General features: G+C 58.9%; 15 protein-coding genes. 11 read left to right on the top strand and 4 right to left on the bottom strand.

The genetic code is table 11. The features are described from left to right. Nucleotides 1-32 precede the first annotated feature (32 nt). From GY33_RS19955 to GY33_RS0114125, 4 genes are read right to left on the bottom strand one after another with little or no spacing between them, the layout of a single operon-like run. Nucleotides 33-809 (bottom strand): acyl-[acyl-carrier-protein] thioesterase, encoded by a 777-nt coding sequence (locus tag GY33_RS19955; RefSeq protein WP_051822656.1) that lies wholly within the window; start codon nucleotides 807-809, stop codon nucleotides 33-35. Beyond that, nucleotides 806-1,738, bottom strand: coding sequence for a TIGR01777 family oxidoreductase (locus tag GY33_RS0114135; protein ID WP_031387956.1), 933 nt, complete (start codon nucleotides 1,736-1,738; stop codon nucleotides 806-808). The genes GY33_RS19955 and GY33_RS0114135 overlap by 4 nt, the downstream gene beginning before the upstream one ends. 28 nt (nucleotides 1,739-1,766) lie before the next feature. Beyond that, nucleotides 1,767-2,270, bottom strand: coding sequence for a methylated-DNA--[protein]-cysteine S-methyltransferase (locus tag GY33_RS0114130; RefSeq protein WP_031387955.1), 504 nt, complete (start codon nucleotides 2,268-2,270; stop codon nucleotides 1,767-1,769). Nucleotides 2,271-2,304: 34 nt separating this feature from the next. Then, nucleotides 2,305-3,309: a TIGR01212 family radical SAM protein gene (locus tag GY33_RS0114125; protein WP_235185531.1), complete on the bottom strand. Its 1,005-nt coding sequence runs from the start codon at nucleotides 3,307-3,309 to the stop codon at nucleotides 2,305-2,307. 54 nt (nucleotides 3,310-3,363) lie between these two features. Between GY33_RS0114125 and GY33_RS0114120 the strand changes: the two genes are divergently transcribed. The 11 genes from GY33_RS0114120 (at nucleotide 3,364) to GY33_RS0114070 (ending at nucleotide 13,196) form a co-directional block, all read left to right on the top strand. Next, nucleotides 3,364-4,404 carry a rod shape-determining protein gene (locus tag GY33_RS0114120; RefSeq protein ID WP_031387953.1) on the top strand — a complete coding sequence of 347 codons (1,041 nt, stop codon included), beginning with the start codon at nucleotides 3,364-3,366 and terminating at the stop codon, nucleotides 4,402-4,404. A 37-nt stretch (nucleotides 4,405-4,441) separates the two neighbouring features. Then, entirely contained in the window at nucleotides 4,442-5,245 is an 804-nt protein-coding gene (gene mreC / locus GY33_RS0114115) for a rod shape-determining protein MreC (protein WP_051822655.1), read from the top strand. A 2-nt stretch (nucleotides 5,246-5,247) separates the two neighbouring features. Then, on the top strand, nucleotides 5,248-5,733 hold the full coding sequence (locus GY33_RS0114110) for a hypothetical protein (RefSeq protein ID WP_051822654.1): 486 nt from the start codon (nucleotides 5,248-5,250) through the stop codon (nucleotides 5,731-5,733). After that, the gene (gene mrdA / locus GY33_RS0114105) at nucleotides 5,717-7,543 is read left to right on the top strand and encodes a penicillin-binding protein 2 (protein WP_051822653.1); all 1,827 of its coding nucleotides are present in this window, start codon (nucleotides 5,717-5,719) and stop codon (nucleotides 7,541-7,543) included. Before GY33_RS0114110 ends, mrdA begins: the two co-directional genes overlap by 17 nt. Next, the gene (rodA, locus tag GY33_RS0114100; RefSeq protein WP_031387949.1) at nucleotides 7,530-8,642 is read left to right on the top strand and encodes a rod shape-determining protein RodA; all 1,113 of its coding nucleotides are present in this window, start codon (nucleotides 7,530-7,532) and stop codon (nucleotides 8,640-8,642) included. Before mrdA ends, rodA begins: the two co-directional genes overlap by 14 nt. A 67-nt stretch (nucleotides 8,643-8,709) precedes the next feature. Beyond that, nucleotides 8,710-9,096, top strand: coding sequence for a bactofilin family protein (locus GY33_RS0114095; protein WP_035272244.1), 387 nt, complete (start codon nucleotides 8,710-8,712; stop codon nucleotides 9,094-9,096). Between the two features lie 113 nt (nucleotides 9,097-9,209). After that, nucleotides 9,210-9,635 carry an ATP synthase F0 subunit B gene (locus tag GY33_RS0114090; RefSeq protein WP_031387947.1) on the top strand — a complete coding sequence of 142 codons (426 nt, stop codon included), beginning with the start codon at nucleotides 9,210-9,212 and terminating at the stop codon, nucleotides 9,633-9,635. A 29-nt stretch (nucleotides 9,636-9,664) separates the two neighbouring features. After that, nucleotides 9,665-10,231, top strand: coding sequence for a F0F1 ATP synthase subunit B (atpF, locus tag GY33_RS0114085; protein WP_031387946.1), 567 nt, complete (start codon nucleotides 9,665-9,667; stop codon nucleotides 10,229-10,231). After that, entirely contained in the window at nucleotides 10,228-10,779 is a 552-nt protein-coding gene (gene atpH, locus GY33_RS0114080) for an ATP synthase F1 subunit delta (protein ID WP_031387945.1), read from the top strand. The genes atpF and atpH overlap by 4 nt, the downstream gene beginning before the upstream one ends. A 5-nt stretch (nucleotides 10,780-10,784) precedes the next feature. Beyond that, on the top strand, nucleotides 10,785-12,296 hold the full coding sequence (atpA, locus tag GY33_RS0114075) for a F0F1 ATP synthase subunit alpha (protein ID WP_031387944.1): 1,512 nt from the start codon (nucleotides 10,785-10,787) through the stop codon (nucleotides 12,294-12,296). Nucleotides 12,297-12,314: 18 nt separating this feature from the next. Then, nucleotides 12,315-13,196 (top strand): F0F1 ATP synthase subunit gamma, encoded by an 882-nt coding sequence (locus tag GY33_RS0114070; protein WP_031387943.1) that lies wholly within the window; start codon nucleotides 12,315-12,317, stop codon nucleotides 13,194-13,196. Nucleotides 13,197-13,209 lie beyond the last annotated feature (13 nt).

Raw genomic sequence — 13,209 nt, 5'->3', positions numbered from 1 at the left:
GTTGTCTCGATTTTTTAAGATCACTGCTTGAATCAGGGAGCTCGCTCACTCCAGACGACTTTAGCTTGAAAAACAGTCGTTAACGCTGGCGAGACCAGGGATGCGTCCCTCGTCTCGCGCTGACCGACGACAGCTTGGGCATTGTTTTCAAAGTCACTTTGGCTTTGTATCGAAATGGTTTCGCCAAGCAGGGTCTCGGCCAGATAGTCGATGCGGATGGAGCGGACTTGGCGGCGTTCATGGTGCTCTTGGTCAAAGCTGTCCAGTATCCAGCGCACGTAGGCCGCGTTGTTGACGTGTCGGTTCACGTCCAGGTCGCTGTACGGCACGGTAACGGGACGCAGTTCCCGCATATTTTGGGCGACATCTTGCTTTTCGAGAATGTCGCCCTCCACGTCCGGCTCATCGGGCAAGACCATGTGCTCCAGAAACGGGCCGGGACGGACAGGTCGATGCTTCGCCGCATCCAGGATCACCCAGGCCGAGATACCGGAACCGAATTCCTCGCCGTCAGGGTCCAGCAGGCGAAAATGGCGCAGCGCAAAAAGCCGACGCACCCCCTGAGGCCAGGTGCGGACCACAAATTCCTTGCCCCAGGCCGGATAACGCCGGACGCGCATCCAGCAGCGAGAAAGCACCCAGAAACATCCTTGCGCGTCCAAATGTTCCCGGCCCACGCCGAGATCCCGGGCATGATGTCCGGCAGCCTCCTGAAAACAACCGAACAGGGCGTCCAGGCGGGCCAGGCCGAACATATCCGCCTCGCTGGTCCGTACCCTGAAGGATTCCGTCCAAACCGACCGGCTCATTTGGCCTCTGCCTGAGTTTGCTTCTGGGCGAGAATGTCCTTCAAAGCTCCTTCCAGCATCCCAAATCGAAAAGTAAATCCGGCGTCAGTCAGGGCCTTCGGCACGATTTTCGCCCCTTGCAGCACGACCTGGGCGACCTCTCCCATGACCAATTTGATGGCAAACCCCGGGACCGGAAAAATTGTCGGCCGACGCAGCAAACCTCCCAAGGCCCGGGTGAAATACGTATTCGTGGCCGCCTGGGGCGCGCAGCAGTTCACAGGGCCGTCCATCTCCGCGTGCAGAGCCATGAACTCCAAAGCCCGGCACAGATCAAGCACGTGAATCCACGGAAACCACTGCTCTCCGCTGCCCAGGCGCCCGCCCAGGCCCTTGCGAAAAATCGGAAGCAGCTGGGCCATGGCACCGCCGTCCGGTCCCAGCACGGTCCCGAACCGGGCAATGACCACCCGGGCACCGAACCCTCGAGCCTTTTCCGCTTCATATTGCCACGCCTGAGCCACGTCGGCCAGAAACCCCGTGCCTCGCGGCCCGTCCTCGGCAAACTCGGCTTTGGAATCCAGCGGGTAGTAACCCACGGCGTTGGCGTTGATCAGAACCTTGCCCTTGCCCTGATCTCCGGCCAGGGTCTGCACGGCCATGCGCGTGGACTGAACCCTGGATTCCAGAATCTCCTTTTTGGTCACGTCGCTCCAGCGGGTCATGATCGACCGGCCAACCAGGTTGATTACCACGTCTCCCTGGCCCGCCCTTTCCTGCCACTCTCCAGGGCGCATGGGATCGCCGATGACGGTCCGGCATCCGGAAGGAATTCGATCCAAGCTTTTCGCGCTTCGCCCCAGAACTTCCACGTCATGGCTTTGTTGCAATAACCATTTGATCAAATGCTTGCCGACGAAACCGGTCCCACCCAGAATAAAAAAGCGCATGCATCCTCCAGTATCTGTTGGTTTCTGACTACAAGGCACCCCGGTTCACCGGAGCATGGGGTATGCCTTCGTGGGCCAGCAGGTATTGTTTCATTTCCAAACCGGGGCCAAAGCCCGTCAATTGACCGGAGCGCCCCAGCACCCTGTGGCAGGGAAACAGCAAGGGCCACGGGTTTCGGGCCATGACCCGCCCCACGGCCCTGGCGGCCATGGGATGTCCGCAATCCGTCGCCAGCTCGCCGTAGCTGAGCCAGGCCCCGGTCGGCAAAGTACGCAAACGTCGCAAGACCTTCCAGGCGAAATCGCTCAAACCGTCTCCGGCCAACGGAATCTCCGGCCAAGCCGGATCCTTCTTGGACAAGTAGCGCGCCAGACTGTCCCGGAACGGCTCGGCCCAGGGAGTGATCAAGGCGGATTTCCGCCCGGCTGCCGAGCTTTCCGACCATTCCAGGGATATGGACTCCAGGCGGTCCTCCCGCCACGTCAAACTGAGAAAAAGAGGATCGACCCTGATGAGGTCGCGATTTCGCATGATGGCATCTCCTTGCCGAAGAAAGACTCGTCCGTCATGAACACAGGAAGCCCTGACCCTGCCGCGCATCCTCGGCTTCCATGCGTCGCCCCAGCGTATCCAGGACGTCTCGCTTGTCCCCGGCCCACAGAGGCGCCAGCAGTTCGTGGGGCTGGGGGTCCGCGTTCAGGCGGTGCACGATGATGTCCGGCCGGAGCAGTTGCAGCCCCGTGATCACGGACTGAACATAGGCATCTTTTGTCGGCGGGACGTAGCCGCCGCTTCGCCAGACCGGTTCCAGAGAGCTGCCCGCGGCCACGAAAAGATTGTGAAATTTGATTCCCGCGACGGGCAATCGATTCACCTGGCGAATGGTTTCTAAAAAATCGACGTCGCTTTCCCCGGGCAGTCCATGCATGACGTGAGCGCAGACCGACAGCCCCCAGGCATGAGCCCGGTCCACGCACCGGGCAAAGCAGGCGAAGTCATGACCGCGATTGATGTGCCGTAAGGTTCGATCATTGGCGGATTGCAGCCCGATGTCCAGCCAGACTTCCGCAAAGCCACAGTCCGCGATGCACCGCAGTTTTTCTTCATCCAAACAATCCGGACGGGTTCCCAGACCGACCAGACGAACTCCTGGCAGGTCGGCCAACTCGCCCATCAACCGACGGACTCGGCTCAACGGACCATAAGTATTGGAAAAGGATTGCAGATAGGCCCAAAAGGCGTCTGTCTTGTATTTTTGCCCCAAGCGCCGAGTCAAGGTAACCCATTGTTCGGTTAGGGACAGCCCGCGATCAAACAGCCCGGAGCCCGAACCGGACGGATTGCAGAACATGCAGCCGCTTCGGGAAAGCAGACCGTCCCGGTTTGGGCAGGTTGAACCGGCATCCAGGGGAATTTTCCGCACCCGGACGCCATATTTTGACCGTAAATAAACGGAAAGGGAGTTGTAGCGGAAGGAGAGCACGGCGGCATCGTTTTGAGAAGATATCGCGGGGAGGACGCGAAGGCGACTTGCCGCCTTGCTTGCACCCACCATCTTTGCTAGATTCACGGACTTTGCGCGCTCGTCGCGACACCATCCTATCTTATCCCCAAGCGAGGGTCTATGTCGAGAATTCTGGATATCCTGCTGGGCCCATTTTCCAGCGATTTGGCGATTGATTTGGGCACCGCCAATACCTGCGTCTACGTCAAGGGCAAGGGCATCGTGCTCCGTGAACCTTCCGTGGTCGCCGTGAAGAAGGATAATCGCGGTCAAAACAAGGTTTTGGCCGTAGGCTCCGAGGCCAAGCGGATGCTTGGCAGGACCCCCGGAAACATCGAAGCTATCCGCCCCATGAAGGACGGTGTCATCGCGGACTTCGAGATCACCGAGGCCATGCTTCGACACTTCATTTCCAAGGTCCACAATCGTCGTCACCTGGTACGGCCGCGGATCATCATCTGCGTGCCCACGGGCATCACCCAGGTGGAGAAACGAGCCGTGCGCGAGTCCGCGCAAAGCGCGGGGGCACGGGAAGTCTACCTGATCGAGGAACCCATGGCCGCGGCCATCGGCGCCAACCTGCCCGTCACCGAGCCGACTTCCAACATGGTCGTGGATATCGGCGGCGGCACCACCGAAGTGGCCGTCATTTCTCTCTCCGGAGTGGTGTACAGCAAGTCCGTGCGCATGGGCGGGGACAAGATGGACGAATCCATCATGCAGCACCTGAAACGCAAATATAACATGCTCATCGGAGAGAGTTCCGCCGAGCAGATCAAGATGCAGCTCGGCTCGGCCTTTCCACTGGAAAAAGAAGAAGAGATGGAAGTCAAGGGACGGGATCTGGTTACAGGTATTCCCCAGAATATTTTGATCACATCTGAAGAGGTCCGTAAAGCCTTGGCCGATCAGGTGGACGTCATCGTCCAGGCGGTGCGCATCGCTCTGGAGCAGACCCCTCCCGAGCTTGCCGCGGACATCGTCGACCGCGGCATTGTTTTGACCGGAGGCGGCGCCCTGCTCCGCGGGCTGGACAACCTGCTGCGCGAAGAGACTTCGCTGCCCATTACCGTTGTCGACGACCCACTTTCAGCCGTGGTGCTCGGTTCCGGCAAGGCACTGGACAGCCTGGACATCTTGCGGGAGGTAACCATCGATTAGCCTCTTTCCCGTCCGCTCCAAGCGGTTCATAGCTTTTTTGCTCCTGATCATCTTTCTGCTTCTGAGCATTTACACCTGGAACTGGCGTACCGGCGTCCTGGACGGGATCACGGGAAAGACCGGCCTGGAAATCGTGGCCTGGGTTTCGTTCCCCCTGCGATGGACCAGAGAGCAGGTTCGTTCCACTTGGGATTCCTACGTCAAACTGGGAGAGGTGCGCCAGGAGAATGAACGGCTGTGGGCCAAGGTCACTGATCTTTATTTGCAATTGTCCCGGTTGCATGAGGAGGCCGCCGAGGTCAACCGCCTGCGAGACCTGCACGATTTCCAGCCGCCCGAGGAATGGACTCTGGAAGGCGGGCGGGTAGTGGCCGCACGGTTCGGACCGCACGCAGTGGTGGAATCCTTACTTGTGGACAAGGGAACCCGGGTCGGTGTCGTCGAAAACACCCCCGTGATCACTCCCCTGGGAGTCGTGGGGCGAGTGCTGCGCGGTTCCCCCTCCTTTTCCAACGTGCTCTTGATCACCGATCCCAACAGTAAAGTGGCAATTATGGGCCGCGACCACCGCACGCAGGGCATCCTGGTGGGCAATGGGCCGCAACGGGAACTGCAAATGCAATACGTCCCGCTGAACGACCTGCTCCAGGAGGGCGAAATTCTCGTCACCTCCGGCATGGACGGCATTTTCCCCAAGGGGTTGCCCGTGGCCCGGGTCCAGCGCATCGAGCGGCCCAGCACCTCGCTGTTCCAAGTAGTGGAGGCCTCGTCGCTCGTGGACTTGCGCAACCTGGAGGAAGTATTCCTGGTATTGAACCTTACCCCGGTCATCGAAGAGTAGACGTGCTTTCCATCATCGGCGTGACCCCGGCACGCGTTTTTTGGGTCGTCTTCTTCGTTTTGGCGGTTTGGCTCCAACTGTTTTTTCCCGGGACGGACTTCTTCGCTCCGGGCGTCGTTCTCTGCCTGCAGCGGGAACGATTCAGCCATGTCCTCGCGCTGATCCTCCCGGCGCTGCTGATCCAGGAAGGCACCGGAGCCCTGGTGTTCGGTGCGGGGCTCCTGCGCTACGGGGGGCTCATCGGAATGTTCCTGGTCGGGCGCGGTCTGTTCGAAGCCCGCAGTCCGGTCTTCATCCTGCTGCTGGCCGCCGCCTTCTCCCTCGCGCAGATGATCATCCTGCATACCATGGCCGGGCTCCAGTCCATGGACATCCAAGGCCAGCGTCTGCTCTTGGAAAGCTTGACCATGTTCGCGACGATTATACTGGGCTGGTGGCTCCTGGACGCTGTTTACCGCTTCATCTCCCGCCATGCATCTCAATCGTGACGCCGAACAACAGCAGTCTCCGAAAAACGGCCTGCTGCTGCTCCAACTGTTGGTGCTGGGAATATTCGTCGTCTTCACCCTGCGTTTCTGGTATTTACAACTGCATCGAGGCCAGGAGTTTGCTGATCGAGCCGAAAACAACCGCATCCGCCAGCAGCAGGTTTACGCTCCCCGAGGCCTGATCAGGGATCGCAACGGCGTGTTGTTGGCCGTGAACGAACCGGCCTACGCCCTGGCCATTGTTCGCGAGGACTCACGGGACATCCCCGCCGCCCTCCGACGGATCAGCGACTGGCTGGATATGAACCACGACCTTCTCCAGGAAACCTTCGAAAAGGGACGCCCGAGAATCCGGCGGTTTGAGCCGCAAATCCTCGTCCATTCACTGACCTTTGCGCAACTGGCCACCATCGAAGCCAACACCATGACCTGGCCGGAACTGAAAATCCTCACCAAGCCGAGACGATTTTATCCCCAGGGCCCATTGCTGGCCCACGTTATCGGATACGTAGCCGAGGCCAACGAGCAGGAAATGAACGCCGATCCGAACCTGACCCTGGGCGACAGCGTAGGCAAAAAAGGGATCGAGTTCACCATGGAATCGTCAATGCGCGGGCGCAAGGGGGCGCGCCAAGTTGACGTGGACGCCGCCGGACGTCAGTTGGGGACCACGATGCTGGTCCCTCCTGAAGCCGGAGGCGATGTTCGGCTGAGCATCGACCTGGAACTGCAAGAGTTCGTCGACCAAGCCCTGGGCGAGCATGTCGGCTCGGTGATCGTTATGGAAGCCGATACCGGGCAGGTCTTGGCCCTGGTCAGCAAACCGGCCTTTGACAACAATATGTTCGTCTCCGGGTTAAGCCACGCGGACTGGGCCCTGCTCCGGGACAATCCCGCCCATCCGTTGCAGAACCGGGCCATCCAGAGCGCGTACCCCCCGGGCTCGGTCTTCAAGCTGGTCATTGCCGGAGCCGCACTGACGCACCGCATCGCCGCAACCACTGACCGGGTCTTCTGCTCCGGCGGACTCCGGCTGGGCAATCGCCTGTTCCGCTGCTGGGAACGACGCGGACACGGCTGGATGGACATGAACCAGGGATTGGTCCAGTCCTGTGACGTCTACTTTTACACCCTCGGAGACAAACTGGGCGTGGACCGGATGCACCCCCATGCCGTGGAAAGCGGGTTCGGCGTGCGCACCGGCATCGACCTGCCCCACGAATCCATGGGCCTGGTTCCCAGCCGCGATTGGAAACGTCGCCGCTTTAACGAGCCTTGGCACGGCGGAGAAAATCTGAACATGTCCATCGGGCAAGGCTACATGCTGACCACGCCGCTGCAGGTGGCCAGATACACCGCGGCCCTGATCAACGGCGGCAAACTGCTCAAGCCTCAGCTCCTGGCCGACGCGCCTCCGGATATCCTGGGAGAACTGCCCTTGCAAGCCGGGCACCGGGAATTTCTGGTGCAAACCATGGTCAACACCGTCGAAGGCTCAAGGGGCACGGCGCGACGGATCGCCAAGCCCGGCGTGCGCCTTGGAGCCAAGACCGGCACAGCCCAGGTGGTTCGACTGATGAGCGAGTTCGAGCGGGCCAAGCTCACGGACATTCCGTACCACTTCCGTGACCACGCCTGGATGAATTCCTTCGGCCAAAGAGACGGACGCAGTTACGTCATCGTAGCCATGGTCGAACACGGCGGAGGCGGCGGCTCCACAGCCGGACCGATCATCAAATCCATTTACGACTACCTGTTCCCTGACCCTCCAGCCCCCCCAGAAACGGACGAAGCCCTTGACCCTGCTTGATCGCCGTTTAATCACCCACTTCGACTGGGCCTTGGCCGGCTTCGCCATGGCCCTGTTCGCCTTGGGAGTCGTCAACCTCTACTCCGCCAGTGGGTTCCGGATGGAGGAGGGGCTCTCTTTGAGCTCCTTTTATCGGAAGCAACTCTACTGGGGCATGATTGGCCTGGGCGGAATGATCGCCTTTCTAGTCTTTGATTATCGACACTTGCGGATGCTGGCCTGGCCGTTGTTCGTGGCCACCGTGCTCGCCCTGGTCGCGACCCTGCTCTGGGGCAAAACCATTATGGGGGCCCGACGCTGGCTGGATCTGGGCCTGTTCAACTTCCAATCCAGTGAGTTCGCTAAAATTTCCCTACTGATCCTCGCCGCCAAGCTGCTTTCCCGTGACCAGGGCAAGCTTGGCTGGAACCAACTTCTGATTCTCGGCGGCATCGGTCTTGTTCCGGCGCTTCTCGTGCTCAAACAGCCGGACCTCGGCTCGGCCGTCACCCTGCTGCTGATCCTGGGCGGCATGGCCCTGTTTCGCGGTATCCGCGGCTCGGTGCTCAAAGTGGCGGCCCTACTCGTTCCCGCGGCCCTTCCCCTGGGTTGGCACGTGCTGCACGACTACCAGCGCCAGCGCATTCTCGGCTTTCTCGACCCAGGCAATGATCCGCTGGGCGCCGGATACCATATTATTCAATCTCAGATCGCGGTGGGCTCCGGGCAACTCTGGGGCAGGGGCTTTTTGGAGGGAACCCAGAGTCAATTGCGATTTTTGCCGGAAAAGCATACTGACTTCGCATTGGCCGTGTTTGGGGAGGAATGGGGATTTATCGGCTGTCTGGTCCTCTTGATTCTGATTTCCCTGTTCCTATTGAGCATCATCCGAACCGCGGCCGAGGCCAAGGACGGATTCGGCTGCTATCTGGCCGTGGGTATTTTCTTCTACTTTTTCTGGCAAATACTCATCAACATGGGCATGGTGCTGGGCTTGATGCCCGTAGTGGGCATCCCTCTTCCGCTGATCAGCTACGGAGGCACGTCGACCATGACCAGTTTCTGTTTGATCGGTCTCGTGCTCAACATTTCCATGCGCCGCTTTTTTTTCAAAAAATAATCAACCCGGAGAGCATCAATCCATGTGTGCGCTCTTTTCAAAAGACTCTAATAAAGGAACTCCAGCCATGGCCAAAGACGAGATCAACGCCTTCCTGGGCTCTGGAACGTCGTACGAAGGAAAACTCCACTTTCAAGGGGCGGTCCGCATTGATGGCTCCTTTCTCGGAAGAATCGATTCCCAAGGCACCCTGATCGTCGGGCAGGACGCAAAGATCGACGGCGAAGTCGCCGTGGGCAGCCTGATCCTCAGCGGCCTGCTCAAGGGACGCGTCACGGCGGAGGACAAGATCGTCCTGCACAAGACGGCTCGTCTGCAGGGTTCGCTGCGCGCCCCGACCTTGATCATCGAGGAAGGAGCGGTTCTGGACGGCGACGTGGTGATGTCCGCAACGACCACCGAGACCACCGACGAACTCCCAATACCTCGAGAAGATTCCGAATCTTCTTCTTGAACTACTCAGAGTACGTGAAAAAAATGAAAACCTTTTGACAGAGAACATAAAATTCGGTAGAGGCCGTTTGGCTTGCACTAAAATTCACATACTCACCACCCGGAGGGCAGACTATGATTGATGTCAACATTTCCATGCTCATTCAGCTGATCAACTTCTTCATTGTTCTGGCTGTGCTCAACGCCATCCTCTATCGACCGATCCGGGCGGTCATCAAGAAGCGCGCCCAACGCATGTCGGCGCAACTGCACGACGTGGAGAACTTCACGGCTCAAGCTCAGGAAAAAATGGCGGCCTATACGAGTGCTCTCGCAGCCGCCCAGCAACAGGGCGTGGAAATCCGCTCCAAGCTCAAGGCCGATGGATACCAGGAAGAAACCACGCTTTTGGACGGGGCCAACAAGTCAGCGGCTCAAGAGTTAAAGGCAGCCCGCGAGGACGCCGCGTCGCAGGTGCGCGCCGGCAAAAAAACATTGACATCCCGAGTCGACGGGTACGCTCGACAGGTCTCGGAAAAAGTCGTCGGCTGGGCCGTGTAACCGCAATCAATCGTAAGGAGGGCTTGGAGTTGAAACGCATTACGATCTGTTGGATCACGTTTGCTATGGTGCTCGTGAGCGTCGGAGCGGCCTGGGCGGCCGGCGAAGCGGGCGACATGGCCAAGTGGAAGGATTTCATGTGGCGGGTGATCAACTTCATCATCTTCGTCGGGATCCTTTACTGGGCCGCCGGAAAGCGCATCGGCCAGCTGCTCACCTCCCGGCGGGAGAAAATTCGGGACGATCTCATCGACCTGGATCAACGCCGCACCGATGCCGACAAAAAATTGCAAGAAGTCGAAGCCCAGATCAAGGATCTGGACGCCGAGCGCGAAAGGGTGCTTGCCGACTTCCAGAGCCAGGGAGAGGCGCTGAAGCAGACCATCATCGCCCAGGCGCATGAAAAAGCGGCGCAGATCAAGGCCCAGGCCGAAACAGCCGCAACCCTGGAGTACAAACAGGCTACGGAACGACTCCGCGAGGAACTGGCCGACATGGTCGTGGAAACCGCCGAGAAAATGATCCAGAGTCAGTTGACCAAGGAAGGCCATGAAAAATTGATCCAACAATCCTTAACAAGGGTGGTGCTGCATTGATTGGAAACATCGTGGCGCGCAGATACGCCCGGGCTCTTTTCTCCTTGGGCGTGGCCCAGGGAGACGCTGAACTTGTCGCTTACGGCAAGGACCTCACCGGGCTGGCGAAGGCATTGAACGAGTCGCCGCAATTAGACCGCATATTTCGCAATCCAGTCTTCAAGGTTGAAGAAAAGAAGGCTGTGGTCAACGCGATTCTTTCAAAGATCAAGGCCAAGCAGATGATCGTCAACTTCTGTTACCTGCTGGCGGACAACAACAGACTAGGGTTTCTGGCGGACATCCAGGCCTACTACGCCGAGTTGCTGGATGAGCACCAGGGTGTGGCCCGAGGCCGGATGACCACGGCCATCAACCTGGAGCCGGAAATCCAGAAAAAGCTTAAGAAATCGCTGGAGGAAAAGACCAGCCGCCAGTTGATTCTCGATTATGCCGTGGACCCGGGAATTTTGGGGGGACTCGTGCTGAAGATTGGGGACAGGGTACTGGATGCCAGCCTTCGGGCCCAACTGGTCGCGATGAAAGAAACCATCAAGAGGGGTGAGTAACGGCCATGCAGATTAAAGCAGATGAAATCAGCAAAATTATTGAGAGCCAGATTCAGAATTACGAACAGCGCGTTGAAATGAGCGAAACAGGCGTCGTCCTCTCAGTGGGTGACGGCATCGCTCGCGTCTACGGCGTTGAAAACGCCATGGCCATGGAGCTGCTGGAATTCACCGGCGGCGTGTACGGCATGGTGCTGAACCTGGAAGAGGACAACGTCGGCGTCGCGCTGTTGGGCGAAGTCACGAACATTAAGGAAGGCGACACGGTCAAACGGACCGGGCGGATCTTTTCCGTACCCGTCGGCGACGCGGTGGTCGGCCGGGTCATCGACCCCTTGGGAAATCCGCTGGACGGCCTGGGACCCATCGAAGCCAAGGAAATCCGGAAAGTTGAAATCAAGGCTCCCGGCATCGTGGCTCGGAAGTCCGTTCACGAGCCCATGTACACCGGCCTGAAGGCCGTGGACGCCATGACCCCCATCGGCCGCGGACAGCGCGAGTTGGTCATCGGCGACCGCCAGATCGGGAAAACGGCCCTCTGCCTGGATGCCATTCTGGCCCAGAAGGAAAGCGACATCCACTGCTTTTACGTGGCCATCGGCCAGAAGAAGTCCACCGTCGCCCTGGTCGTAGACACCCTGCGCAAATACGGTGCCATGGAATACACCACGGTTATCTCCGCCACGGCTTCCGAACCGGCCTCTCTGCAGTACATCGCGGCATACTCCGGTTGCACCATGGCTGAATACTATAGGGACAGCGGCAAACACTCCCTGATTATTTACGACGACCTTTCCAAGCAGGCCGTCGCCTACCGCCAGATGTCCCTGCTGCTGCGTCGTCCTCCAGGACGTGAAGCCTTCCCCGGCGACATCTTCTACAACCACTCCCGTCTGCTGGAGCGCTCCGCCAAGGTAAACGACGCAATGGGTGCCGGCTCCCTCACCGCTCTGCCGATCATTGAAACCCAGGCCGGCGACGTCTCCGCTTACATCCCGACCAACGTCATCTCCATTACCGACGGTCAGGTCTACTTGGAGCCCAGCCTGTTCTACGCGGGCGTTCGTCCGGCCATCAACGTCGGGCTGTCCGTCTCTCGCGTGGGCGGCGCCGCTCAGATCAAGGCCATGAAGCAGGTCGCCGGAACATTGCGCCTGGATTTGGCCCAGTATCGTGAACTGGCCGCCTTTGCCCAGTTCGGCTCCGACCTGGACAAATCCACGCAGCAGCGCCTGAACCGTGGCATGCGGCTCGTGGAACTGCTGAAGCAGCCACAGTATCAGCCGATGAACGCTGCCGAGCAGGTTATTTCCTTGTACGCCGGCACCCGCGGGCTGATGGATGATCTGCCGGTGTCCGCGGTGGCCAAATTCGAGACCGAACTGCTGGAATACATGCGCAATCAGCGCGCTGACATTCTGGACGCCATCAAAACCAAGCAGGCCCTGGACGCGGATCTTGAAGCCAAACTGCGTGAAGCCATCGAGACGATGAAGAAGACCTTTCAGGCTGAATAAACCGTTGAGGAGAGTACAATGGCTTCTTTGAAGGACATTCAGCGCAAGATCGGCGGGGTCAAGAAAACCAAGCAGATCACCAAGGCCATGAACATGGTGGCCTCGGCGAAATTGCGCAAGGCTCAGCAACGCATTGAGCAATTCAGGCCATATGCGGACAAGTTCTACGAGATGCTCACGGATTTGAGCGGCCGCACGGACGCCTCGGCTCACCCGTTGCTTGAGGTGCGCGAGGAAATCAAGAAGGTCGTGATCGTCCTGATCACTGCTGACCGCGGACTGTGCGGCAGCTTCAACGTCAACCTGATCACCAAGGCCCGCAAGTTGGCGGCGGAAAAGGAAGCCGCCGGCAAAGAAGTGGAGATCGTCTGCGTCGGCAAAAAGGGACGGGACGTGATGCGCAAGCAGTCGTGGCCCATCCGTGCGGATCACGTCAACGTGATGAACACTTTCGACTTCACTCTGGGCGCGGAACTTGGCACAAGTCTGATGAACGGTTACTTGAACCACGAGTTCGATGAAGTGATCATCGTCTTCGGGAAGTTCATCAGCTTCGCCAAGCAGGAAGTCGTCTCCCTGCGCGTTTTGCCCATCGCTTCGGAAACAGCCGAGGTGGAGGAAGCTCAGGGCCCCGCCAGCGAGTATATTTACGAACCGTCGGTGGAAGGCATTCTCGCCGAATTGCTGCCCCGGTTCGTGAACGTGCAGATATACAGGGGACTTCTGGATACGAACGCCAGCGAACATGCCGCTCGGATGCGGGCCATGGACAACGCGACGAAAAATTGTGACGAATTGTCGAAATCTTTGACATTGGTCTATAACAAGGCCAGGCAAAGCGCCATTACCACGGAGCTGATGGATATCGTCGGCGGCGCTGAAGCTCTGAAATCAGCCTAAAGAGGGGGCGTAG

This window comes from Desulfonatronum thiodismutans (assembly GCF_000717475.1).
GTDB classification, from domain to species: Bacteria; Desulfobacterota; Desulfovibrionia; order Desulfovibrionales; family Desulfonatronaceae; genus Desulfonatronum; species Desulfonatronum thiodismutans.
The sequence above is the reverse complement of the archived record's forward strand: the minus strand, read 5'-3'. Positions and strand labels throughout refer to the sequence as shown.

Bases quoted from the DNA above. Each gene is read 5' to 3' on its own strand.
- GY33_RS19955 (WP_051822656.1), bottom strand. From the start codon at position 809: ATGAGCCGGTCGGTTTGGACGGAATCCTTCAGGGTACGGACCAGCGAG.
- GY33_RS0114135 (WP_031387956.1), bottom strand. From the start codon at position 1,738: ATGCGCTTTTTTATTCTGGGTGGGACCGGTTTCGTCGGCAAGCATTTG.
- GY33_RS0114130 (WP_031387955.1), bottom strand. From the start codon at position 2,270: ATGCGAAATCGCGACCTCATCAGGGTCGATCCTCTTTTTCTCAGTTTG.
- GY33_RS0114120 (WP_031387953.1), top strand. From the start codon at position 3,364: ATGTCGAGAATTCTGGATATCCTGCTGGGCCCATTTTCCAGCGATTTG.
- mrdA (WP_051822653.1), top strand. From the start codon at position 5,717: ATGCATCTCAATCGTGACGCCGAACAACAGCAGTCTCCGAAAAACGGC.
- GY33_RS0114095 (WP_035272244.1), top strand. From the start codon at position 8,710: ATGGCCAAAGACGAGATCAACGCCTTCCTGGGCTCTGGAACGTCGTAC.
- GY33_RS0114090 (WP_031387947.1), top strand. From the start codon at position 9,210: ATGATTGATGTCAACATTTCCATGCTCATTCAGCTGATCAACTTCTTC.
- atpA (WP_031387944.1), top strand. From the start codon at position 10,785: ATGCAGATTAAAGCAGATGAAATCAGCAAAATTATTGAGAGCCAGATT.
- GY33_RS0114070 (WP_031387943.1), top strand. From the start codon at position 12,315: ATGGCTTCTTTGAAGGACATTCAGCGCAAGATCGGCGGGGTCAAGAAA.